The sequence below is a fragment of the Streptomyces sp. SID9727 genome (genome assembly GCF_010550605.1).
In the GTDB taxonomy this organism is placed as follows: Bacteria; Actinomycetota; Actinomycetes; order Streptomycetales; family Streptomycetaceae; genus Streptomyces.
The window spans coordinates 179,555-203,993 of the sequence record NZ_JAAGNI010000136.1; the positions used below are offsets into that span (position 1 = coordinate 179,555).

At 69.9% G+C, this 24,439-nt stretch carries 11 protein-coding genes and 1 pseudogene; 1 reads left to right on the top strand and 11 read right to left on the bottom strand.

The window, feature by feature from the left end; all coding sequences use genetic code 11:
• Nucleotides 1-47: 47 nt before the first annotated feature.
• The 11 genes and pseudogenes from G3I41_RS09015 to G3I41_RS09065 form a co-directional block, all read right to left on the bottom strand.
• Nucleotides 48-1,118: an AAA family ATPase gene (locus G3I41_RS09015; RefSeq protein ID WP_164399686.1), complete on the bottom strand. Its 1,071-nt coding sequence runs from the start codon at nt 1,116-1,118 to the stop codon at nt 48-50.
• A complete protein-coding gene (locus G3I41_RS09020; RefSeq protein WP_030035947.1) occupies nt 1,115-2,311 on the bottom strand; it encodes an ATP-binding protein in 1,197 nt (398 codons plus the stop codon). Before G3I41_RS09020 ends, G3I41_RS09015 begins: the two co-directional genes overlap by 4 nt.
• A 130-nt stretch (nt 2,312-2,441) precedes the next feature.
• Entirely contained in the window at nt 2,442-2,759 is a 318-nt protein-coding gene (locus tag G3I41_RS09025; RefSeq protein WP_203600521.1) for a hypothetical protein, read from the bottom strand.
• Between the two features lie 22 nt (nt 2,760-2,781).
• Complete coding sequence (locus G3I41_RS09030; RefSeq protein WP_164399688.1) at nt 2,782-3,075, bottom strand: AbrB/MazE/SpoVT family DNA-binding domain-containing protein; 294 nt, start codon at nt 3,073-3,075, stop codon at nt 2,782-2,784.
• Nucleotides 3,076-3,188: 113 nt separating this feature from the next.
• Nucleotides 3,189-6,038, bottom strand: a complete 2,850-nt coding sequence (locus G3I41_RS09035) for a competence protein CoiA family protein (RefSeq protein WP_164399689.1) — start codon at nt 6,036-6,038, stop codon at nt 3,189-3,191.
• Nucleotides 6,039-6,086: 48 nt separating this feature from the next.
• The gene (locus G3I41_RS09040; RefSeq protein ID WP_164399690.1) at nt 6,087-6,830 is read right to left on the bottom strand and encodes a DUF4352 domain-containing protein; all 744 of its coding nucleotides are present in this window, start codon (nt 6,828-6,830) and stop codon (nt 6,087-6,089) included.
• A 134-nt stretch (nt 6,831-6,964) separates the two neighbouring features.
• Nucleotides 6,965-8,230 (bottom strand): hypothetical protein, encoded by a 1,266-nt coding sequence (locus G3I41_RS09045; RefSeq protein ID WP_164399691.1) that lies wholly within the window; start codon nt 8,228-8,230, stop codon nt 6,965-6,967.
• Nucleotides 8,231-8,303: 73 nt separating this feature from the next.
• The gene (locus G3I41_RS09050; protein ID WP_164399692.1) at nt 8,304-12,323 is read right to left on the bottom strand and encodes a DNA methyltransferase; all 4,020 of its coding nucleotides are present in this window, start codon (nt 12,321-12,323) and stop codon (nt 8,304-8,306) included.
• Complete coding sequence (locus G3I41_RS09055; protein ID WP_164399693.1) at nt 12,323-15,232, bottom strand: DEAD/DEAH box helicase; 2,910 nt, start codon at nt 15,230-15,232, stop codon at nt 12,323-12,325. Before G3I41_RS09055 ends, G3I41_RS09050 begins: the two co-directional genes overlap by 1 nt.
• Nucleotides 15,233-15,276: 44 nt before the next feature.
• On the bottom strand, nt 15,277-21,576 hold the full coding sequence (locus tag G3I41_RS09060; protein ID WP_164399727.1) for a protein kinase: 6,300 nt from the start codon (nt 21,574-21,576) through the stop codon (nt 15,277-15,279).
• 183 nt (nt 21,577-21,759) lie between these two features.
• Nucleotides 21,760-23,428 (bottom strand): annotated as a pseudogene (locus G3I41_RS09065) (SWIM zinc finger family protein).
• Nucleotides 23,429-23,658: 230 nt separating this feature from the next.
• Here G3I41_RS09065 and G3I41_RS09070 point away from each other — a divergent pair.
• Entirely contained in the window at nt 23,659-24,330 is a 672-nt protein-coding gene (locus tag G3I41_RS09070) for a hypothetical protein (protein ID WP_164399694.1), read from the top strand.
• Nucleotides 24,331-24,439: the final 109 nt, after the last annotated feature.

The following is a 24,439-nucleotide window of genomic DNA, read 5'->3' on the forward strand; positions in this document are numbered from 1 at the left end:
GTCGGCCGCGAGGGGTGGACGCGGTTCGTGTCGTTCGCGACGAGGTGTCAGCGCTTGTCCGCCGGTGCGGTCGGGTGAGCCTCCCCCAGAGGCTCGCCGATCCTCGCCAGTACCCCGCGGGACAGCGCCTGGAACTCCTTGAAGCAGGTCTTCACGTACTGTTGGGTGCTCCCCAGGGCGCCGTCGGCCGGCTTCAGGTCGAACATCGGCTTCCGGGCGTCGTGCGCCAGAGGCATCAGGCTCCGGTAGTTACGCATGGTCGCGATGCGGTGCTGGTCGTCCTCGCGGGTGGGTTCCACCTCGTCGAGGACGGCTGAGGAGTAGACCCACGGAATCCGCTTGAGCCATCGCTCGTACGCCTTGACCGGCCGGTCCAACCGCATTTCCGGCTGCATGATGACGTACCCGAGCGGACGCATCTCCGCCCGGGGCGCGGAGATGTTCGCGGGCACCCTGGGCAGGACGAGCTGTTGCCAGTCGGCACGCCACTGGCGCAGCGTCGGCCCCAGGTTGCTGAGGCCTTTGAGCGAGAACAGATCGGCGGCCAGCGGCATCAGCACCGTGTCGGCCGAGATCAGGGCGGCGCGGTTGATGGCCCCCAGGTTGGGGCCGACGTCGATGAGCACGACGTCCGCCCCGACGGTCCGGGTGGCCAGCTCGATGATCCGGTGGAACGCCGTGGACGTACGGATCGCCGCGATGTCACCCGCGTAAGCGCGGGACCACTCGTTGGACAGCTTGTCCTCGAAACGACTGAGGTCGAGGCTTCCCGGCAACAGCCAGAGCCCCGGCTGGAGCTCGACAGGCTCGACGGCCGCGATGTCGCCCGTCCCTTCGAGGATGGGACGGACGGCGTCGGCGATGGTCTGTCCGCTGCGCACCCGCCCTGTGCCGGGAAGTCCCGCCTTCGCCGCCCCCTGGTTGATGAGTTCGGAGGGGTTCTCCCACAAATCCTCGATCTCCGTCTCGTCCAGACACATGGAGGTCAGGTTGGCCTGGGGGTCCAGATCGACGGCCAGAACGCTCAGGCCGAGGCGCCGGATCATGTGGGCCAGGTGGTAGGTGAGGGTGGTCTTTCCCACGCCTCCCTTGTTGTTGAACAGCGCGATCGACGTCATGCGGCCCTCCTGATCACGACGACCCACGACGAATCGTCCACCTGGAACTCGGCGGGCGGATTACCGTTGTCCTCCAGTGCCCTTCTCACGCGGCCGATACCGCGGCCGAACCGGTTCACGTACCCGAGGCCCTTCAACGCGGCGGCCAGGGACGGGTTGCGGTAGTCGGTGACGCGGTCGAAGTTGTCGTCCCGTACCTGCCCGAAAGGGCCGCCGGGGTTGGTGATCTCGATCCGGTCGTCGAACCACACGATCCGGGTCGGCGCGTAGGACGTCTCGTAGTTGCGGTGCATGAGGGCGTTCATGCAGAGCTCGCGCAGCGCCTCCAGCGGGTAGTCCGGGCGCGGGGTCTCCCGGAAGCCGTCCTCCACGAGCCGGGTACGGAGGTTGCTGCGCAGGAGGGGTTCCAGACGCGCCGACAGCCCCACCAGGTTCTGCCGGAGTTCCTGCTCGTCGGCGATCGGGGCGTCCAGGTCGGTGCCCTGGTAGCGGACGAACTGGACGTAGGCTCCGGGAACCTGGCTGGTCGGATCCAGTCCGACGGCCAGGACGCCGAGCGTGGTCGGCGTGCCGGTGGGGGTGGCGAGGTGGAGCGAGGAGAGCTGGAGTTCGACGGGCCGGCCGTTCTCCTCGATGACGTCGGGGGCGACCATCGACGGCAGGTACGACTGCCGGAACACGTCCAGATCCAGGTCGTCGAGGCGTGCCAGCTCCAGGGGGCGCGTGTCGAAGGGCAGGTCCTTGGCACGACGGCGCTCCGTGAGGACCCGCTCGTCCTCCCTGTTGGCCTTCCGCGTGGTGGGGCCCGGACGGACCCAGATGACGCCGTCGAATCGCACCGGCGGGGTCGCGGACGCGGTCACGTGGAGCCGGACGACGGGCCGGCCCCGGTAGACGGCCCGTTCGACGGTGAGGGACGGGCGGTCGAGGATGAGGCCGGAGTCCCGGATCTCGGTGAGCTGGAGCAGCGCCTGATCGCTCACATCGACGTCATCAACGGGCATGCCCTTGTCGTCCACCCCCACGAGGATGTCACCGCCACCACGACCGCACAGGTCGTTGGCCATGGCGCACACCGCGTTGGCGATGGCGTCCCCGCGCCTGCCCTCGCGCTTGGGCGTGCGCTTGAACTCCAGCCATGCGGATTCCCGGGTGCCCAGAAGGTCGGCCAGGTCCACGTCTTCGTCGCTCACGGGCTCATTCTGCCCTGCGATGCACGCTTCGGCCGACGGTACACAGCCTGCCTCAGTCGCCGGGGCTGTGAGCCCGGGGACCACACGAGGGGCGTCGGCCGGCATCCGCCGCCCGACGCCCCTCCGCCCCTCAGGCAGGACCGGGATCGAAGATCTCGTGTCCGCCGACCCGGCGCCAGACGATGTGCGGCTCACCCTCGCGGACCTCGTCCGCGTACTGCCAGGTGGCACGCCCATCGGGCGCCCAGGTCATCTCCGTGACGGGACGCGCGCCGGCAGGGAGGGGCACTCCCTGGACCGGCTTGACCCGGAGGCCGGGCCGAAACCGTCCGCTGGTCACATCCGGTACGAACTTGTCCCGAATGGTCTCCTGGAACCGCGCCCGCTCCTCCGGAAGGAGCTTCTTGAAGTCGCGGTCGAAGCGAGCGGTCGTCTCGAAAGTCGGCAATCAGGCCTCCCAGGGGTCGGGGTCAGTTCTCATTGCCGAGGTGCGCGAACATCTCGTCCACGTCCTCGTGGCGGGTCGTGCGTCCGGCCGCGATGTCCTCGCTCGCCTCGCGCTCACCGGCCTGCCACCGCTCCGTCCAGAACCATGCCTGGTCGGTGCGGATCTTCCTCAGTCCGTGAACCTCGACGACACCCGCGTCGTTGATCGCGAACTCAAGCTCGTCGCCTGGGGAGACTCCCAGCGCCTCGCGCACCCCTGCGGGCAGCGTCAGCTGCCCCTTGTCGCGCACGCTGGCATGGAACGTGGCCGCGGCCATGGGTGACCTCCCTCTCTCCATCCCCTGTCTTCTTCGTCATCCAGGCTACTCAGGGAATGACGAAAGTGCGAGCCTCCGACTTTCGGAATTTCTCACATTCCGCCACCAGTAAGTCAGCGGTGCTTCCAGATGCCGTAGAGCCGAAGGACATCCATCTGCCACCGTGCGTGGAGCTCGTCCGGACCTGAGGCTGTCTCCCGGCCGAGCGAGAAGGCCACGTGCCGATACAGCGGGTGAAGATCCCCGTTATTCGTGGTGACCAGGGCGGAGAGGAGCGGCTCGTCTGCCGGGGTGTTCGCGTCGGTGAGTACGAGCACCTGCCCCTGATCGTCGGGGTGCAGGTGAGGAAGTTCCCCGCTCAGCCGGTGACGGATCGCGGACCACGTGAGGGTGGCCCCGTTCCGTGCGGTGTTCTCCAGGAGGGAGCGCACGACGGCCGCGAGTTCGGCGAGCTTGGTCTCGTCCGGCCGGGATGACGCGTCCTCCGTCTGCGGTCCCTTCGGGTCGCCGCCGGACGGCACGGCGAGCAGCGCGGCGAGTCGTTCCGCACAGGCGCGGTACGCGTCCTGGAGGTCCTGCGGGAGCTTGCCGTGGTGCTTCCGCTTGAGCTCCTTCGCGCGCGCCATGCTCTCCCGAAGGGCCTCGGCCTCACTGGGCTCCTGCCGCCGCCCGAGATCATCGAACATCCGCCGGAGATCCGCCTGGACGATCTCGTTCTCACGCCCCCGCACCCACTCGCTCATGGCGCGCAGGTGGGGATACTGCTCGGCCTGCTCCGCCCGAGGCAGCTTCGTACCGTACAGCTTGCCTGCCGCCTGCCAGGCGCGCTTGGCCTCGGCGAGGTCGCCGGCCTCCCGGGCGTGGTCGAATCGCCAGCGCAGCCCCGTGAGTGTTCCGAGGGCGGCCGCGACAGAGGTGTCGACAGGGCTCCCGATGGGGGCGGGTGCCGGGGCCACAGCGGGTGACGCCGTCTGCGTTGCCCTCGACCGGTTCGCGCCGCTCGTGTACGCGTCACGGATGCGGTCGGCCTCCAGTTGCCTGGCCTGATGAGCCTCGCTCTGGAGCCCGGGAACCGGACGCCCATGACTCCTGAGGATCTCGGGGAAGTACGGCAGCGGCTTGCCCGCGTCCGTCACGACGAGAGCGGCGTACATGAGGTCGTGGCCCTTGAGGGGCTCGTCCACACGGAAGAGGAGGTTGGTCCGCCGCTCGTCCGACAGGGCGCCGAAGTCGAATCCCGTGTTGGCCGAGAGCTCCCGCCAGGTGATGTCGTCGGCTCCGTTCCTCGCTCGAGCCTTGAGATGTTCGCGTAGGGCGAGCACGAGCTGGAGGGTCGGAAGACCGGTCGCCGGGGCCGGTTGGGACGCGACCGCCCGTGGTCGGCTCACCGGCTCCCTGGGCTGTGGCACGGGCTGGGGCCGGGGGGCCGCCGGGGAGGCGGGCGGCGCCGGAGGGGCAGTGACGGGGCTGGCCCCGAAGAGCTCGTAGGTGCGTCGCCGTTCCGTCTCGTTGATGTGGCGGACCTGATTCCCCGGGAGGCCCGGCGCCCAGCCCAGACCGGTGAGGACAGCGGCAAAGAAGGACGGGACGTCACCGTCGTCCGACCTGAGGAGTGAGGAAAGAACCGGTTTGTCCTCGGCGCGAGGGAAGTCGAGCGCGATGAGAAGCCTGCGCCGGTGCTCCGAGGTGAACAGTTCGGGGTTTGCCTTCGCCTTCCCCGCAAGCTGGGCCCAGGTGATCCGGCCCTGTGCGCGGGCGGTCCGCTCCAACGTCTCCCGGAAGGACGCCACGATCTCACGGTCGTCGAGCCGTGGGCCCGGAGGCGCGGTCGGCGGCTCGACCGGAAGGAGCTTGGCTGGCGCCGGTGCCGGCTGGGGCGGTCTGAGCTCGCTCCAGGCCGCCGCTTCCCGAGCGTCCAGGCGTCGCGTCTGAGCGGCGGTGAGAAGCCACGCGGGCGTGTCCGTCGTCGTGGCGTCGACGGGGGTCAGGGTCACGCGCTCCCGGAGGACGTACACCCTCGACGGGTTGGGCGTCGTCGAGGCGTGAGGAAGGACGATCCGTGCCCGGGCCACTGCCGAGCCGAGAGGCTGGATGTCGGCGTCGTAGACGCTGCCCGGTGTGCCGGTCGGCGACTTCATGTCGGTCCTGGCCATGGCTCCGGTGAAGGCCACGGTGTCGTCGGCCAGGCGGAAAGCGATCGGCGGCGTGACGGAAGCGGCGGAAGCAATGGCTCCAGTCGATCCTCGCGGCACGATTCCCTGTGGCGTTGACACCAGGCTGGGGGTGACGATCCCCTGGCGGGTGAGGACGCACTCCTCCAGCGTTGTCCATTCGACGGTGTTGCCGGGCAGCTGCGTACCGATCCGCACCTCGCGCGTGACTCCGACCGTCCGGCATTCGACGCGGATCGCGTACCCGTGGGATTCCACCCGGTCGTAGGCCAGCATGTTGTCCGGTCCGAAGAGCCACTCGACATGGTCGGCGCCCCGGGCGAGGCTCTCCGCCTCCTGCCGCCACGGGTGCAGACCCAGCCGGGCCATCTGTACGCGGATCAGCTGCCGCCCGCCGGACAGCCGGAAGTCCACGGTCCCGCCCGGCCTGTCCTCGACGGTGCGGTACGACGCCTTGGCATTCCGCCGGTTCTGTCCGGCGAGCCAGCAGGTCAGGGCCTGGCCGATGTAGAGGTGGTCGGCGCTGGACTCGCCGTTCGCGGTACGGCGGCAGTGGACGGGTGGGCGATGCGCGAAGTGGCACTTCTTCTCGGTGTAGCGCTTGGCACTGAGCTTCTTGCCGCAGCCGCCCAGGAGGGTGCCGCAGTAGAAGTCGTCACGGGAACGGCCCCGCATGAAGAGGTCGAACTCGTCGTGGTCGTACGGAAGGAAGACGGGGTCGTCGGAGTCGGCGCGCCCGAGGACGGCCGTCTGGACTTTGCGGGTGTCTTCCTCGTTGGCGTACGGCGTCATGGCGCGGCTCCGGGCGGGCGGTGGGTCAGGGCGCGGGAGAACGGATGGTCAGCTGGAGCTGGTGCCGGTGATCGTCACGATGGCCAGGTCGTCCGGGACCCGACCCTCGGAACCGGAGAACGCCCACTGGACGGCGCGCGCGTCAGCAGGGACCTTGTAGACGAACACCGCGTCACGTTTGAACCCCGGCTGTACTTCCTCACCGCTACACGCCTTCTCGTTGCCCTTGACCTGGTACTGGTTCTCGATGGGGTCGAAATTCCGGCCCTCGGCGTCGATGAGCCCCTGCGAGATCCCATCGGCACACGCAGGGTCGAAGGACTCGGTCCCGTCGTTGTAGACGGTGGTTTCCACGATGACGTACTTCGCCTCCGCGCCTGCCTTGAGGGTCTTCGTCGTCTCGGAGTCGTGGTCGTTGATGGTCACCGTCGCGGACTCGCGAACCTTCTTGACCACGACGGTCGCGCCACTGCTCTTGGCCTTCTCCCCCATGGCGTAGCTCTTGGCGGTGGGAGACGGGCTGGCCAGTTCCTCCGGGCCCTGCGCGGCGTCGTCGGGGTACGTGCGCGTGTCCTGCCATACGGATGGGCTGGACGTCGGTGCGGCGGTGCCGGTGACTTCGGCGCCGCCGTTGCCCACGATGGCGACGGTGACGGCGGAGGACACCCCGGCGACCACGACCGTCCAGACGGCGAGCAGCACGGCGGCGCGCCGGGACAGCCGGCCTCTGGCGGGCGCGGCGACAGGAGCGGCGGGGAAGGCGGGCTCGTCGGTAGGCTTGGGCGGGATCATGGCAGAAGACTCCTGAGGTGCGCACCCGTCCGGGGCGGGCGGGGCTGTTTCGAGGCTCATCGGGGTCGAGGGTGCGAAGCAGAGAGGGTCGCTGGTGCGGTTGGGCGGGAGCCCGCGCGGTCGGCGCTGCTCGCTCAGCCTTCCGTGTCGCGCTCCTTCTCGTCGCCGTTCCCGTCCCCACGCCGGCGGCGCGCTCGCTCGGCGATCCCGTCGGCGATCTTGTCCTTGACCGAACTGGCCCTGTCGAGGGTCTCGTTGCCGAGGCTCCTGGCGGCGCCAAGCCCCTTGGCGCCTGTCTCAAGCGCCTTGTCCCGCACCTCAGTCGCCGCGACCGTCCATCGTCTCGCCTCAGACGACTGGCGACCGGACTCGATCCCGAGCCGCCCGTGGAAGTCGTGGACGCCCGCCACGACCTGGTTGCTCGACCGGACCACGGCCGGGGACTTGGTCGGGTGCAGCAGCACCTTCGCGTTAGCCTCGTCGGCGGCCGCGTTCATCCGGGCCACCAGACGCTCGGTGCTCCGCGAGATGAGCTCCAGCCGATTCCGCCGGGCGATCCGGATCCCCTCACGATGCCGGTCCAGTTCCTCCGGATCCGTGTCCAGTACCCGGTCGAGTTCGAGCACGGCTATCGCGTCCTGGAGCTGGAAGCAACGTGCCAGGACGGCGAGCCACTGCCTGCCCTTGGACTCGGCCTGCTCGGCCGCCGAGGCGAGCTCACCGATCTTGGCCTTGTGTTCCATCTTCTCCGCGAGCGCGTCGAGTCGGCGGAGCGTGTACGCCTGAGTCGTCGCGATCGTCTCCGGCGTGGCCTGCACCTTCGACCACGTGATGTCGGAGACCCGGCCGACCTCGTCCCGGATGGTCACGGCATCCTCGATCACGAGCTCCGCTCCGATCATCTTCGACAACGCGTCGTCCTCCTGGGCGCGGAGCACGTCGTCGAGCTTCTCGTCGATCGCGGCGAGATAGTCGGTGATCTCGTCCATGGCCTGCTGCATCGCGAGCTGCGCCATGACCGCTGCGACGTTGGCCATCTGCGCCGGGTTCCCTCGGAGGGGTCCCCGCCCCTTCGCGAACTCGACGAACCCCTTGATCTGGCCCTTGTCGCCCTTCAGCACGCCGGTGCTGAAACCCGTCTTGGCGCTCTCCCTCAGCCCGTACTTGTCCATGCGCCGCGCGGACTCCCTGGTCAGCTTCACCCAGCGGCCCGAGTTGGCGGCGATGTCGGAACCCGTCTGTGCGAATCCAGCCGCGTTGCCGAGGGCGGACCGGAACGGGCGCGGTCGCAGGGCCTGCGACGGCAGCCCTTCCGACATGAGGAAGCGTTCGACCGCCGCTTGATCCCCGATGACCGCCAGGCCATCGCCGTCCCGGATCAGCTGGATCTCGTCATCCATGGTCACTCCTTTCGAGTCGCGGCCCGGACCGTCGTACTCTCCGCCGGTCCGGGCCGCGTAGGCGTGGTGCGCGTCAGACTGCCGGGTGGCGGGGGCCGTGACCCGGGGGCGGGGTGAGGGTGGAGGTGTAGTTCTCGCCGTCCACGAGGGGCGTCGTCAGGCTGACGCCGGCCGCCGCCATCCGGTCGTACTCGGCGAGGATGAGGTCCTTGGTGCGGTAGGTGCCGTACTTGGCCTCGTCCTTGCGCTTGACGATGGGGAAGCTGTCGAGGATGTAGTCGACGTCGTCGCGGGTGATGCCGTAGAGGTGGAAGAACAGCGCGTCGAGCTCGGCACGGATGACGGTGCGGCGGTCTTCGTCCCAGATGAAGGGGGCGCCGGTGTCGCCGAGATCGCGGGCGAACGCCACCATGTCGTCCGCCGTGCAACTCAGTTCCAGCACTCTCGGCACAACGAACAAAGTGTGAGCTCCGAGCAGGTCAGGACCCGGCACAGCTACTTGTTCGGAGGTGGTTTGCGGAATACTTGGCTGACTGAAACTATTCCGCAGTGCGTAGTCGTAGACAAATGAATTGAACGTTGCCGATAGAAGCGCGAGACGAGACGCCGAAGGTCCAGACGAAATGGTCCATCCATAAGATGCCGCACCCCAAGGAATCAGGGTGGCGATTCCCGTACGCTCATCGTTATTCCGGGCAACCCTTCGATGTCCAAGCAGCGCGGACGTACAGCCGTATCTGCGACGGGCGATACGCGCTTGGGTATCTTCCTTCGACACCCAGTACTGCGGCTGCACGACAAATCCAGGGTTTCCCAGCTCACTTAGGGAGGACTCGTGAGATCCGGTGGAATCGGCAAACCGATGGGAGAACTGATGCCCCATCCGCCCTTCGTACAAGGGAAGCATCAATGCCTCGCCCTTCCTGAAGACGTTTCCGTCTAGATGCCAACCATCAGTTTCGAGATCCGGACGCACCTTGAAAAGGTGCGAATCGTCGGTCATGTGGAACATGCGCCCAAGCTCCACACCCCAAGGGTTCCCCTTCGAGTCCCCCCTCTCAATCAGGACAGGAACTCGACGGTAGATGCCCAGAGTGATCTCGGCGTCGCGGCGGGAACGGAAGACCGGGCAGGTTCCTGTGTTCGGATTGAGGAGGGCGATCTCCTCAGGAGTCAGCGTGAACGTCTTGTCCGCGTCATCCAGCTCTGCCGGGTCGTGGAGGAAGAAGGCAAACCGGGCTGCCGGCTCGTGCAGGGCCCGGCCCACCAGGGACAGAACGCTGAACTTAAACGAGCGGTGCACGCCAGGAAAGACCGGCGCCGCATTCTCGAAGTCGTACAGCGCCCCGATCGAGCCCTTCTGCACCAGGTCCTTGAAGAAGTACTGTGTGGTCACGTCCGTCGCGATTCCCGTCGGAACGATTACACCCATGCGCCCGCGCGAGCCCGTGATAGATTGACCCGCCTCCGAGAATGCGGCATACGTATTCACCGTTCCGATGCCAGTGAGTGGGTATCGATCCGAATCCCGGATGAAGCGAGCCTCGCCGTCTCCACGCCGCTTGGCCACTCCGAACTCCGCCGCCAACTCGGGCCTCACTGAGGGCAATTCCGCAATCAGAGCCCGCCGGGCTGCCGCGTTGGGAGCCGTCGCAATGTTGACGTCCCTCTGTGCGAAAAACTCCTGCTCCTTCAGCTTGATGCGTTCCCACGGCGGGTTCCCAACCACACAGTCAAAGCCGCCGGCCCACCCCGTCGCTTCATCGGCCCCCGCCCATGACTCCTGGACGGAGAACACCTCCGGAAACTCCAAGTGCCAGTGGAAGAAGCCATACTGCGTCCGCAGCCGAACGATCTCGTCGTGCGTCGACTGCGGGGCCGCGTCCGACGACGGGTCCTGGAGATTCCGGAAGACCTCCTCCGTGACCGCCATCGGGGCGTCGGCCTTCTTGCGCCACATGAAGGCGGCGCACCAGGCGTCGGCCACGTGCAGGGCGCGGACGTACTCCGTCGACTCCGCCCAATCCTGGTAGGCGGCTTCCTGGCGGCGCACCTGGGCCAAAGTATCCGAGGCGGCACCCGTGATGCGGCGCAGGCCCGTCGCGAAGACCGTGTTGGCGATCTTCGCCTCGCCCCCGAGGTCGAAGAGGCCCCGCTGGCCGCCCCGTTCGGCCTTGTTCTGCTTCTCCAGGGTCTTGGCGTACTTCTTGTCGTCGCCCTCGATCGGCTTGAACGCCTCGTCCGGGATCCCGCCCCGCAGCAGCTTCGGTGTCGCCCCGATGAGCGCGTTGCCGTGCTTCACGTGGGCGTCCAGGAAGCCCAGCGGCTTGCCCGGTTCCAGGGCCTCCAGCCACAGCGACACCTTGGCCAGTTCGACGGCCATCGGGTTGAGGTCGACGCCGTAGACGCACCGCGCCACGACCTCGTGCAGCGCGTGGCGGACGGCCTCAAGCGTGGGCTCCGGGTTACGTTCCCGTACCGCCGCCACCCGCTTCGCGATCCGCCGCGACGCCGCCACCAGGAAGTGGCCCGAGCCGCAGGCCGGGTCGCAGACCGTGAGGGAAACGAGTTCGCGGACGATCGCGTCCGACGGGTCCGGGTCACCCGCCGCGCTCGCCGTCTGCTCACCGCGCTTGACCGCGTCGTCCAGGACCGGGTCCAGGGCGGAGTCCAACAAGCACTCGATGAGCGAGGACGGGGTGTAGTACGAGCCCGTCGTCTTCCTCGTGTTGCCGGCCAGCTCCACCAGTTCGAAGGTGCGGTCGGCCGCGCTGTGCTGCGGGACCAGTTCGAGCAGGGACTCGTAGATCGAGCCCAGTTCCTCGGCGTCCAGGTGCCGGTAGTCGACCGTGCGCCACCGCCGCGAGCCCGCGTCCCGGACCTGGGAGAGGTGGCGTACGGCCGTGAGGAGGTACTCGTTCGAGAGGGACAGGCCCTTCAGTGGGGCGTCCGTCTCCGTCTCGTCAAAGATGCCGCCGAGGCCCGGCAGGCCCAGTTCCGGGCGGCCGTTCTCGTCACCGAGGGCGTCCAGGACGATCCGGAGGGCCTGGTAGAGGTCGCCGTGGGCCGTTCCCCGGCGGCGGTGGGCATGCTGCCTCAGACGAGCCGACGAGAAGTAGGTCGTGTAGCGGTCCCGGGCCTGGTCGGTCGCCTCCGGGCCGTGCAGGACATCGCGGTCCTCCGCCACGAAGACGAACAGCAGGCGGTAGACCAGTCGCAGCAGCGCCCCGTGGAGGGCCTTGACGTCCGTGTCCTCGCGCAGGGCCGTATTCGCCGGGTGGCGCAGGAAGCCCGTGCCCAGGGTGGTGATGGCCTCCTGGACGCCCTTGCGGAGCTGGTCCAGGGCGCGCGTGCCCGAGGCGATCGCCTCCGTACGCCACTTCTCCAGCCAGCAGGCGGACGGGGCCGCGCCCTCCGGCACCGCGAAGCGGGAGACGTGCAGGAGGCGGTACAGGAGCACGAACTCACTGAAGAGTTCGCCGTCGAAGATGGCTTCGAGGTCGAACTCGACGTACGAGGCGGTGGCGAGCGCGCTGGAGTCGCGCAGGATCCGGAGTCGGCGGCCGTTGGTGAGGACGCCCCACAGGTGGGCCTCTGTGCGGTTCAGGCACTCCTGGACGAGGGACTGGGGCGGGACCGTGCCCGCTCCGCCGGTGCGCTTGTCCAGGTCGGCGTTCCAGGCCGTCATGTGGAGGAGGGCGTGGTTCCAGCGGTGGCTGATGGGGAAGACGCGGTCGGGGTCGCTGTCCGCCGGGATGCCGGTGGCACCGATCGGGGTCAGGCGGCCGAAGCCCAGCTCGGCGAAGAGCGGTTCCAGCCACTGGGAGACGGCCAGGCCGGTCGGGTCGGCCGGGTTCTCGGCGTCCGGGGCGACCGGCAGTTTCTCGCGCAGTTCGCGCCAGACGGACTTCAGGTAGTCCCAGTGGCGTTCGGCCTCGTCGCGTACGGAGCGGGCGCCGATGACCTGGTAGTCGGCGGGAGCGGAGCCCTTGACGTCCTTGCCGTCGGCGATGCGGAGCAGCATGTCGGCGGGGAGCAGGCCGCCGACGGTGTGGACGGCGGAGAAGACCTGGTTGCGGGTGGTGGCGGACATCAGACGGCGGCCTCTCCGGACGCGGCGGGCAGGTAGACGTAGACGCCGAGGACGTCGGCCGGCTTCTGGGCGGTGACCCGCAGGCCCCGGACGATCTCGTCGGAGGCGCGGCGGACCCGCCGGTGGGACTCGTGGAGTTCGGCGGAGAGGGTGTCGCCGTACTGCTCCAGGTGGTCGGTGACGGCGGGGAGCTGGCCGAGGACGCGGGTCACCATGGCCTCGCCGTGGTCGGGGTCGACGCTGTCGGCGGCCTGGGCGGTGAGGAGGGCATGGGCCTGGTCCTCGGGCAGCCACACGGCGTTCTTCGGGGAGCCCTGGAAGGCGAGGAGGCGGGCGTCCTCGGCGACGAGCTGCTTCTCCCCCTGCCGGGAGGGCAGCGTGAGGTGGAAGCGGTAGCGGACGAGGAGCAGGGTCGTGCGGGTGTCGACGGCGCGGGTGGAGACGACGCCGCAGCGGCGGGCGGGGCGGCGGCCGTCGGCCTGGCTGTCGAGGGCGGAGTTCAGGACGTGGGCGGCGATGGCACCGACGACGGGGTCGGTGCGGACGAGGGCGGCCTCGCCCCGGGCCACGGCCGAGGTCGTACGGAACGGGATGGGGCGGGCGCCTTCGACGGCGGTGGCTCCGACGACGGGGGCGAGGGCGTCGCGCAGGCCGGCGGAGGTGCCGCTGACCTCGGCGGTGAAGTCGCCGGAGCCGTCGCCCGCCTCCACCAGGTGGGCTTCCAGGGCGGCGAGGGAGGTCCGTACGAAGTCGTTCACCTCGTCGGCGCGGCCGAGGGTGTCGCGGATGGCGAGGACCTCGCGGGCGACCTCCTCCGGGTGGATGGAGCGCTGGGCGAACCGGGAGCGGGAGCGGGTCTCGCGTTCGGCCGCCGACTTCCAGTCGGCCTCCAGGTCGGCGAAGCTCTGCTGGAAGGAGTCTGCCTCGAAGAGGGTGCCCTGCTCCCCCTCCCGGCCGCGCAGCAGCAGCCACTCCACGATGGCGTCGGTGACGCCGGAGGAGGTCTCGTCGGGGACGGAGACGGAGATGCCGAGGTCCTTCTTGATCTGGCGGTGCTTCTTGATGAGGACGTCGAGGACCTTGCCGTCGATGCCGTTGTCGCTGCCGTACAGGGTGATGACCCGGACCTCGTCGCGCTGCTGCCCGTAGCGGTCGACGCGGCCCTCGCGCTGGTCGTGGCGAGTGGGGTTCCAGGCGAGGTCGTAGTGGACGACGGCGTCGAAGTGGTGCTGGAGGTTGACGCCCTCGGAGAGGCAGTCGGTGGCGACGAGGACGCGGCGGGCGGCGGGGTCCTGCCCGGCCTCCTCCGCCAGCTCCTCGATCCGCTCGATGCGCTGCTGGGGCGAGAGGGTGCCGGTGACGGCGCGGACGACGGTCTTCTTGCCGAGCTTGCCGCCCAGGTGCTCGGCGACGTACTCGGCGGTGGGGATGTAGCGGCAGAAGACGATCGGGTGGTAGCCGTCGGCGAGCAGCGCCTTGAGGTGCTTGACCAGGGCCTTCAACTTTAGGTCGCCTTCCGGGCCCTCCAGGGCGGCGGCCCGGCCGGCGAGTTCGGCGAGGCGGGCGCCCGCGTCGTCGGTCCCGGCGCCGGGGGCCACGTCCATGCCCTCCAGGCTGTCGCTGTCGGCCGCGTCACGGGTGAGGGGCGCGCCGAAGCGGTCGGCTTCCTCGGCGCTGGCGGCGGCCGCGGCGGCGGAGCGCGTACGGAGGGTCTGGGCGGCGGCGCGGGGGGAGGAGACGAGGGAGCGGAGCAGGGCGATCGCGGACCACCAGGCGATACGGGCCTCGCGCTTGCCCTGGCTGCCGGCGGCCTCGACGCGCTCGCTCGCATAGGCGATGGCGTCGTCGAGGAGGGCGCGGTAGGCCGGTGACAGCTTGTAGGTCTCGTCCTTGAAGAAGCGGTCGGACGGGAACGCGGTCCGCTCGGCCAGGCTGTCGTCGCCGAGGCCGTCCTCGGTCGTCAGGTACTGGCGTACGTCGGCGCGCTTGCGCTGGACGAAGTGCTGGGCGAGGAGTCGCCGGCCCCGGTCGGAGTCCAGGTCCGTGCCTGCCAGTTCGGGCCTGACCAGGCCGAGAAGGTTGCGGAAGGCGGACTCCTTGCCGCTGTGCGGGGTGGCGGTCACGAGGAGCAGGTGACGCTCGGCGTCCTCGGCTACGCGGCGCAGCAGCTCGTAGCGGAGCTGGTTCTGCGTGGAGGTGGTGTCGTCGGCGACGACGCAGGTGTGGGCCTCGTCGACGATCACCAGGTCGGGGCAGTGCTTGACGAAGTCGTCGCGGTGGCGGGTGGACTTGATGAAGTCGGTGGAGACGATGACGTGGGGGTACTTGTCGAAGAGCGACTGCCCCAGGTCCAGGCCGCGCTCCAGGCGGGAGACGGTGGAGGCGAGGACGAGTTCGGCGTCGAGGCCGAACTTGGTGCGCAGCTCCTCCTGCCACTGCTCGGCGAGGGCCGGCGAGCAGAGGACGGCAAGGCCGCGTGCCTCGCCCTGGGCGAGGAGTTCGCTCGCGATGAGGCCGGCCTCGACGGTCTTGCCGATGCCGACGTCGTCGGAGATGAGGAGTCGTACGGTGCTCTGCCGCAGCGCCATGAGGAGCGGGACGAGCTGGTAGGCGCGGGGTTCGACGGCGATGCCGGCGAGGGAGCGGAAGGGGCCGGCGCCGGAGCGGAAGCCGATGCGGAGGGCGGAGCGCAGCAGTCCGGCGGCGCGGTGGTCGCCGAGGTCGGCCGCGGACGGCGGGGCGAACTCGGCGCCGCTGACGTCCTCGAAGGCGGGGAAGACGGCGGCGATGTCGTCGTCGGAACCGCCGAGCGGGCGCAGGACGAGCATGTCGGGGGCGCTCTCGGGGAGCACGACCCATTCGCGGCCTCGGGCGGTGACCAGGGAACCGGCGGAGTAGGTGAGCGTCATCGGGTGAGTCCTCGGGGTCCTCGGGCGGTCGGTCGGTTCCGTGGTCAGGAGGCGGCGGGGCCGCCGAAGTAGCGGGCGTGACGGGCGACGACGGCGTCCCAGTCGGCGGGGTCGGCCGGGAAGCGGACGACGCCCCAGCCGGCGTCGTAGAGGCGCTCCTCGGCGTCCTCGTCCCGGGTGGCGTCCTCCTCCCTGTCCGGCCCGTCGACGAAGACGGCGAGGTTGACTCCGGGCAGGTGGTAGACGAAGTCGGGGAGGACGGTGCCGACGAGGGTCTGGCCCTCGTCGGGCAGGCGCAGGCCGTGGTCCCTGAGCCAGTTGACGAGGGTCTGCTCCAGGGGAGTGTTCGCCATGTCGTCGGCATCGTCGGCGGGCGTGTCGGCGAGCTTCGGGGCCGTTCGCCCCAGCTCCTCGACGAGCCGCCGGTGCTGCTCCGTCGGGGACTCGCCCCGCCCGTCGGGCTCGGACACGGCGGAGGCGAGGCGGCGCAGCAGGTGGACGACGGTGTGGCGGTCGATCGCCGCGTGGTCGAGCTGGTTGCCGTAGGTGAGCAGGCAGTCGTAGCAGCCGCGGGCGCAGTGCTGCTTGGCCCGGTCCACTCCGTGCTCGTCGAAGTGGCAGATCTCCAGGGCGCGGAGGGCGGCGACGGCGAGCGCTCCGGGCTCGGCCTGGAGGCGGCGCAGGACTCCGGCGCCGCCCTCCGCGGCCTCGGTGAGCAGGAAGCGGTTGCGGGGACCGTCGTCGGGCGGGAGCAGTTCGCTGGTGAGCTCGGAGTCCTCCAGCTCGAACGCAGCCTCGACGCCCCGCTCCAGGGCGTACATGAGAGTGAGGGCGATGGGTTCGGGCAGCGGCTCGTCGAGGGTGACGACGAGGATGTTGCGGCGGTCCTCGACGAAGGGGACGACTCGCTTCTTGCGGCGCTTCTCGTTGCCGTCCGGGTCGATGACCGGCATCTCGCTGGAGTCACCGGACGCCTCGGCGGCATCGCGTTCGTTCATCCAGTGGCCGCTTGCGGGGTCGAGCCAGTAGCCGTCCTGCTCGTTCTCCTTGGCGCGCAGCCGTCCCTTGTTGGTGATGCGGACGGTGGCCGAGTCGCCGTACGAGATCGTGGCGAGACTGCCCGCCGGGTCCGAGACGTGGGCGTCCTGGCGGCCCTTGCGGATGCCGTGGTCCTGGAAGCGGTACGAGATCTCCAGCCGGAATCCGGCCCTGCGGCGCTCCTCCTCGTCGGAGGAGATCCGCTCCCGGCGCTGGGTGTAGACGGTGTGCAGGTGCAGCAGGTTGTAGGCGGCGGCGCCGAGCGGCTCCTTGCACATGTCGCAGACGTCGGCGCGCTGCTCGGGATCGTGGTGGTAGCCGCAGTGCTTGCAGCGGGTGGCCGCGGTGGTGGCGATGTCACCGGAGGAGTCCGGGGGCAGCTGGACGCGGGTCACCTGGTAGCGGGCGCCCTCGTGGTAGATCAGCGCGCCGGGGCCGAACTCGCGGATGGCGAGGAAACGGGGGCGCTGGAGGTAGTCGCCGTCGCCGTGGCGGCGGCCGGTGGTCGGGATGTAGGCGGCCAGCGGCAGGCGGGGGAAGGAGTAGCCGGGCAGGAAGCCCTCGGAGGCGAGGTAGCGGTAGGGATTGAAGTCGGAGAGGACGGACCTGCTGTCCGGGGTCTCGTTCTTGAGGAGATTGAGCTGGGTCTCGGCCTCCTTGCGGCGGGCGACGGCGCGCCGCCGGTCGCCTTCCGTGAGGGTGTGGTCGAGGACCCGCTTGTTCTGGACGTACTGGTCGACGAGGGCGGCCCGGAAGAGGTCTCGCCAGCGGTCGAAGGCGCGGTCGAAGCGGTCGGGGGCGGTCCGGACGCGGTCCTCGATCCAGCGCTCGTCCCACCAGACGGTCGTGGCGAAGTCGGCGAGCAACGGGCCGAGGACCCGGTGGGCCGCCGCCACCGTGCGGGCCTGCGCGTCGGCGTCGCGGGAGGCCGCGTACAGGTCGTCGTGGAGGTGGAGCGCCGGGTTCGGGCGGCCGAGGCTCTCGTCGTACGCGATGTCGATGATCTGCGGAATGGCCCGGCCGAGCTTCAGCCCGGCCTCGGCGAGCCAGATGCCCTGGAGGTGGGAGAGGACGAGGTCTTCGTTGGCGAGGTCGAGGCGCGGCGGGGCGACGGCGCCCGCCACCATGCGCTCGGAGCGACGGAAGTAGTACTGGTCGTGGCTGTTGCCGGTGGCGCAGTACGTGGTGACGAGGGCGGGCTGGCCGCTCCGGCCGGCGCGTCCGCTGCGCTGTGCGTAGTTGGCCGGGGTGGGCGGCACGTTGCGCATCATGACCGCGTTGAGGGACGAGATGTCGACGCCCAGCTCCATGGTCGGGGAGCAGTAGAGGAGCTTCAGTTCGGCCTTGCTGAAGGCTTCTTCGCGGCGCTCACGCTCGGCGGGGTCGACCTGGGCGGTGTGCTCACGGGCGAACAGGCCGGACAGTTCGGCGGCGGCGTTGCGGTAGAGGTCACGGAAGAAGGTGTTGACGCGCGGCCCGTCGCCGCTGGCGTAGGTGCGGGTGAGGGGGTCGTGGGCGCCGGACTCGCCGGGGCCGGCCCGCCAGATGAGGGAGGCGGCGGAGATCCGGTAGCCGGTGGCGGCGGGACCGGTCGGCGCGCGGAAGCGGCCGGCGCGCTGGGGGGCGGCGCTGACCTCGGTGACCAGGCCGGCCTTCGCGAGCACCTTCAGCAGGTCCTCGATGATCTTCTGGAGATCGGTGTTGTCCAGCTTCACGCCGTCGCGCACGTCGAAGACCGTGGGTGCGGTGCGGCGCAGGTACTTGCCGAACTTGCCGCGGGCCGAGAGGAAGTGCCCGGACCGGTCCATGCCGGGGCTGGAGGGCTGCGGGTAGGCGGTCTTGACCCTGGGCGCGTCGGACCTGCCGAGGACCCACGGGTCGATGAGGCGTTCCTCGCTGGCACGCTGGAGGGCGTCGAAGTCGTCGCGGAAGTACTGGACGTCGATGGCGAGTTCGCGGCGCATGTCGTCCAGGAGCGTCCGCGTGATCTCAGCGCGCAGGGCGGGGTCGGCGTCGCGGAGCGCCGCATGCGTGTCCTGCCAGCGCTCGTCACGCTCGGCGACCCACTGGAGGTCCGCGTAGTCGATCGTCAGCAGACCGGTCCGCTCCAGGTTCGGCATGGTGATGCGCCAGCCGCTCTCCAGGTCGAGGTAGAGACGGAAGGCGATGACGTCACGCAGGGTCTTGGCCGCGTTGCGGGCGAGGGCGGGCGGCAGGTCCGACTGGCCGGTGTACTCGACGGGGTCCAGGGCGAGGGCGTTCGCCACGCGGGTGGCCAGCTCCTCGTGGTGGATGCCCTCTTCCCCGGCGTCCAGGGCGGCCCGGTAGAGCGCGCCGCGCAGCTGGGTGATCTGGACGAAGTCGTTGAAGTGGCCGGCCTGGAGGGAGGCGTCCTGGCGGTTGTCGACGAAGGTGAGGAGCTTGCGCGCCTCCTTGTCGAGGGCTTCCTCGGGAACGGCCTTGAGGGAGCGGACGACGGCCGCCGACACCAGGGAGGTGGCGGAGGACCGGCCTTCCTGGTCGAGGGTCGCGAGTTTCGCGAAGTCCTTGCCGCGCGGCTGCTCGTAGGACACCGAGCACTGGATGCAGAAGCGGAACGGGGCCGGGATGAAGGCGGCGTCCAGGTCGCCCCGTCCCTCGTACCCGTAGGGGTCGACGGTCACGGCGCGGGGCGCTCGCTCGCGGTACGACTTCCTGACGACTTCCTGACCACGGTCGTCGAGCTCCAGCCACGACTCCGGCAGCTTGCGCTCGGCGACGGCCTCGTCGAGCGAGCGGGGCCAGGGGCGGCCGACGTAGAGGTAGCCGTCGCCGGCCCTGCCGCCCGTGGCGGAGGTGTCGCGGCGGGACTCGTAGCGGACTTCTCCGTCCTTCTCGGTGCGCCACACCGTCAGGTACTCCTGGCCGCACTCCCGGCAGAAGGCCAGCGGGATGAGGAGCTTGCCGTCGGTGCCGGGCTGCACCTGCTGGTAGTCACGGGTGAGGTGGCGGCTGTCCGGGTCCTCCAGGGTGACGTAGACGGTGTCGCCCTTGGAGAGGAACTGGTGGAGGCGGAAGGCGAAGAGGGGGCGTTCCGTGACGGGGTGACGGGCCTGCGAGCCGGCCTCCAGGGTGGCGCGCAGAGCCGCGGCGCAGTCATCGACGGACACGCCGCTCTCCCGGGCGAGGTCCTCGGCCGCGTCCTCGATCTTGGCGGGCTTCTGGCGGACGAGGCGGTCGGTGAGGGTGTCGGTGGCCAGGCCGAAGCGGGTCTCGATCCAGCGGGCGAGCGGGTCTCGGACCAGGTCCGCGTACGCACGGGGCGCGTCGGTGGTACGCAGCCGCTCGGCGGGGACGGTGTCGGGGGCCGGGTCGGTGGCACGGACCAGGGTCTCGCCGATGACGTGCTCGGTGCGGATCCTCGTGCCGAAGAGCTTGGAGGCGACGCCCGCGACCACGCTCTTCTGCTCGTCGATCGTGCCCTCGGTGGACATGGTGGCGGAGGTTCCGACGCACTGGAGACGGTCGGCCTGGCACGCCTCGCGGACGCGGCGGATGAGCAGGGCGACGTCGGCGCCCTGGCGGCCTCGGTAGGTGTGGAGTTCGTCGAAGACGAGGAATTCGAGGCCCTTGGCCATCCGGACGAGGCTGTCGCGGTCGTCGGGGCGGGTGAGCATCAGCTCCAGCATCACGTAGTTGGTGAGCAGGATGTCCGGCGGGTTGTCACGGATCTCCCTGCGGGCGGCGTCGTCCTCCTGGCCGGTGTAGCGGGCGAAGGTGACGGGCTCGCGTCCTGCGCCGTAGCCGTCCCTCAGGTACTTCTCCAGCTCCTTGAGCTGGCTGTTGGCCAGGGCGTTCATGGGGTAGACGATGATCGCGCGGACTCTCTTGGCCGTCCCTCGCGGCTCCGTCTCCCGGTCCCTGAGGACCTTGTCGACGATGGGCACGATGTAGGAGAGGGACTTGCCCGAGCCGGTGCCGGTGGTGAGGACGTAGGACGCCCCGGACCGGGCGGCGTCGACGGCTTCGCGCTGGTGCTGGTGGAGGGTGAGCGGGCGGCCGTCGCAGACGGTGCCGCCCCTGGCCTTCTTCGCCTGGAAGATCCGCGCGCACTCGGGGTGGAGGACGCCCTGGGAAACGAGCTCGGCAACGGTGCCGGCGGAGTCGAAGAAGGGGTTGAGGGAGATCCACGGGTTGGGCCACTGGGACTTGGCGTCGAGGTCGCGCCGGACGAAGTCGGCGACGCGTTCGTCACGGATGATCGTGCCGCCCTGGGTGAAGGCGCGGTACTCGTCGATCAGGTCCCGGTGGACGCCGAAGACGTCCATACCGGACGTGTGTGGGCGGGTCTGGGCGGGCGGCTGGTCGGCCGGAGCCTGCCGCGCCGTGGACGTGGAGAGCGCGGACCGGCTCTGGAGGAGGCAGCCCACCGGGTCGAACTCGCGCCAGGCGGGCAGTGGTTCGGCGGGCGCGACGAACGGCAGCAGGGCGTCCCGTACGGCGGCGGCGCTCTCGGGGCGGTCCGCCGGGTCCTTGGCGAGGAGGCGGTCGACCAGGCGGGCGAGCGCCTCGGGGACGTCGTGCCGGACCAGCCGGACCGGGTTCGGTGCCTGACGGACGTGCTTCTCGCCGAGTTCGTACGCGGAGGTGCCGACGAACGGCGGTACGCCGAGGAGCATCTCGTACAGGACGCAGCCGAGGGCGTAGAGGTCCGCCGCCGGGGTTACGGCTCCGCCCTGGAACTGCTCGGGTGCCATGTAGCGGGCGGTGCCGACGGTGACACCCGTGCTGGTGAGCTTGGTACCGTCCGGGTCGTCGACGATCCGGCCCATGCCGAAGTCGAGGACCTTCACGAGGCCACCGCGGGTGAGCATGACATTGCGGGGCTTGAGGTCGCGGTGCACGACACCCTCGACGTGGGCGGCCTTGAGCCCCTCCGCCATCTGCGCCGCGATGGCCGCCGCCCAGGAGATCGGCAGCTGCGGCTCGTCGGCGACCAGGTCGGCCAGAGGATGGCCGTCGAGGAATTCCATCGCGAGGTAGGGCAGGCCGCCGTTCGTGTCGTCCACACCGCCGGCGATCGTACGCGGGAGGTTGGGGTGCCGGGCGAAGGTCTGCATGATCCGGACCTCGCGGGCGAACCGTTCCACGGTCTTGGCGTCGCCGTGCGTGTCGATCTGCAGGCCGGACCGACGCCGGAGGATCAGCTTGACCGCCACGACGCGATCGGCGTCGCCTGGAGCGGCCTCCAGATCCTCGGCGCTGTGGACCTCGCCCATGTTGCCCGAGTCCACAGCCCCCAGGAGCCGGAACCGCCCCGCGATCATCTCCGTCGCCACAGCCCATTCCCTTGCGTTTTCGCGTGGCCCTGCGAGCACACGACTCCCCACGGGAGAACGCCCCGTCTCGCGACGCGGGCAGACCCCCAGCCCCGCGAGCAGCGTACACGAGAGTTCAATCGTAAACAACAGCGAGGTTCGTTGACGATGTCAACATGACATGCTGGCGAGTCATAGCCCACAGTCGCCCATCAGTCGCATCAGATTCCGCTTGCGCTTCTGGGCGGCGCGCAGGTCGGCGGCATAGGTGGTGAAGTCGTCCGGCGTGCCGAGGCGGTGGTGGCAGTCGCGGATGCTCAGGAGCAGGCTGACGAGTTGTTCGTAGGCGCGGTTGCCGGTCTCGCGTGCGAGGCGGGCGGCCAGGCGAAGGTAGACGGGAAGGGCATCCGCAGGGCGGGTCGGGCGGGACTGGTCGGCAAGGGTGAGCCATTGGCCGTCGTGGGCGCCGTGCTCGTGGGCTGCCTGCCAGGCGGCGTCGAGGTCCTTGTCGTCCAACAGGACGTCGACGAGGACCCGGCCACCGTATGCGCCAGCCTGTTCGACATCGGCGCGGAGAAGCTCCAGTGCCTCCTCCCGCTCGGTCAGCCAGCAGTCGGCGGTCACGGCTGCGACACGTAGCTGCTGGTAGGTGAGCAGAGTGTGGCGGGCGGCGAAGTGGTCACGGCGCAGGGTGACAGCGTCGGCAAGCCGGTCGGTGCGGGTGTAGCGGTCGGCAAGGTGGTCGACCAGGGCGGTGTCGACGCCGGTCAGGTCCTCGGCCTCCCGGATGCCGCGCTCGGCCCATTCCAGGGCTTCGGCGGTACGGCCAGCGGCGTCGAGTTCGCGGGCGACGAGCAGGTGGGTGTGGCCGTCCGGGGCGAGGTCGGCGGCGTGCACGGCGATCACCGTGTCGACGTCCCGACCGGACTTCGCGAGGTGCCGCATCAGGTGCTTCTCGGCCCAGCCGGTGCGGTTCGCCTGCCATGCCTCGGCGGCGTACCGGCGCAAAGCGGCCGTCCCCCGCTCCCCGAGCACGTCCCCGTAATCCAGAGGGTCGAAGTCCGTCAGGTCGGCCGCTTCGTCGAGGGCATGGGTCACCAGCCAGTGCGCGAGCTCCTCCGGATCCAGGCAGGCCGCGCGGCAGGCCTCGTGGTGGGCGTCGGCGAGATCGGCGCCGACCTGGCCGAGTCGGCCGTCGGAGTCGTCGACACCTTCGACCACGGAGGCCAGCAGGCCGATCGCCTCCTGAGCCAGGGTCGTCGCATCAGCCGCCCGACCGGAGGCCGTCAGCGACCGGATCGCGGTGACCACCTGCCCGGCCTGGTCGGCGTAGGCACGGGCATCGGCGTACTCGACGTAGCCGTACTGCGCGAAAGGGCCGATGTCGAGCAACTCGCGGATACGGGAACGGATCCCGGCCATGTCACCGTGGGCGGTCGCCGCCCGCAGTTCCAGACGCCTCCGCAGGCTCCGGTCCTCGGCCGCCTCTTCCCGCACGAGAGCGAGCAGATCGCCCCGTGACAGGCCGGTCAGCCAGGCTTCGAGGCTTCGGGTCCGGCCCCTGGCCGCCTTCCTCAGGCGGGGCAGGTCGGCCCCCCGAGCGATCACCGTCAAGCCGAGCGCGACCAGATGCTTGCAGAAGTTGCCCTCCTGGCCGTACGGGCAGTCACACGTGCCTGCGAGCTTCCTGCTGCCACCGAGGAGCAGTTCCACCTCGTACCGCTCCGTGCCGCGCACCGACGCTCTGATCCAGCCGTCACCGAACTCGACTCCGGACACCTCATCCACATAACCGAGTCCACGTTCGAACGATCGCCCCCCCGGCCAGCGCCCTCAGCGTCGCTTCCGTAAGACCGCCCACGACTCTCCGTGCTCCGCTCCGGCCCAGGCCCCCTCCGACGACCCTCATGTTAGAGGTCGTCAGGCCGGACGACTCCAGAGATCAGAACGGCGCCACCCCCACGAGTCGATGCCTCCGGTTCTTCGAGCCGCCCTCCCGGTCCTACCGGCAGCCCTCCGGCCGCCCCTCTGCGATCCCGTGCCTCCACCTGTACTGTCGTCCCCCGCCCTCCCTCTTCGGAAAGGTGCCGTATGAGCAAGCCCACCGCCGTGGACCTGACGAAGACTTCGCACACGGTCTCCCTGGACAAGCACGGCGTGACTTCGGGGCTGATCAAGGTCAACCTCAACTGGACCTCGCCACAGGCCGCCGCCCAGCGGGCGGCCGGCGAGGCGCGTGGCCTGTTCGGCCGGATCCGGGCCTCGCTGCGCGCGGCCTCGGCCAGGACGGTGGACCTCGACCTCGGCTGCATGATCCGCTGTACCGACGGTTCCAAGACCGTGGTGCAGGCGCTGGGGAACGCCTTCGGCGCGGTGGACCGCTCCCCCTACGTCGCCCTCGATTCGGACGACCGGACCGGGGCCCGGGAGACGGGAGAGAACCTCGTCATCAACCTGGACCACCAGGCCGATTTCCAGAAGCTCCTGCTCTTCGTCTACATCTACGAGGGATCCGGCGACTTCCGCGGCCTCGACGCGGTGGTGACGTTGACCTCCGACCGCGGTGACCGGTTCCGCGTGATTCTGGACGAGTGTCCGCCGATGGCGCACGCGTGTGCCATCGCCCTCATCAAACGACAGAAGGGCGAACTCGTCATCGAACGCGAGGTGCGCTGGTTCACGCCGGCGGACGGCCCCGGCGTCCAGGACGTGATCTCCCGGGCGTACCGGCTCGGCATGAAATGGACACCTGGCCGGAAGTAGCCTCGGCCGCGGACAGGCCGCGCACTCCCTCGGGTGCGGCCAGCGCTCGAACGGCGTCCGGCCCGACGGCCGCCCGGCGGGCAGCCGCGTTCCGGGCGTTCGGAAGCAC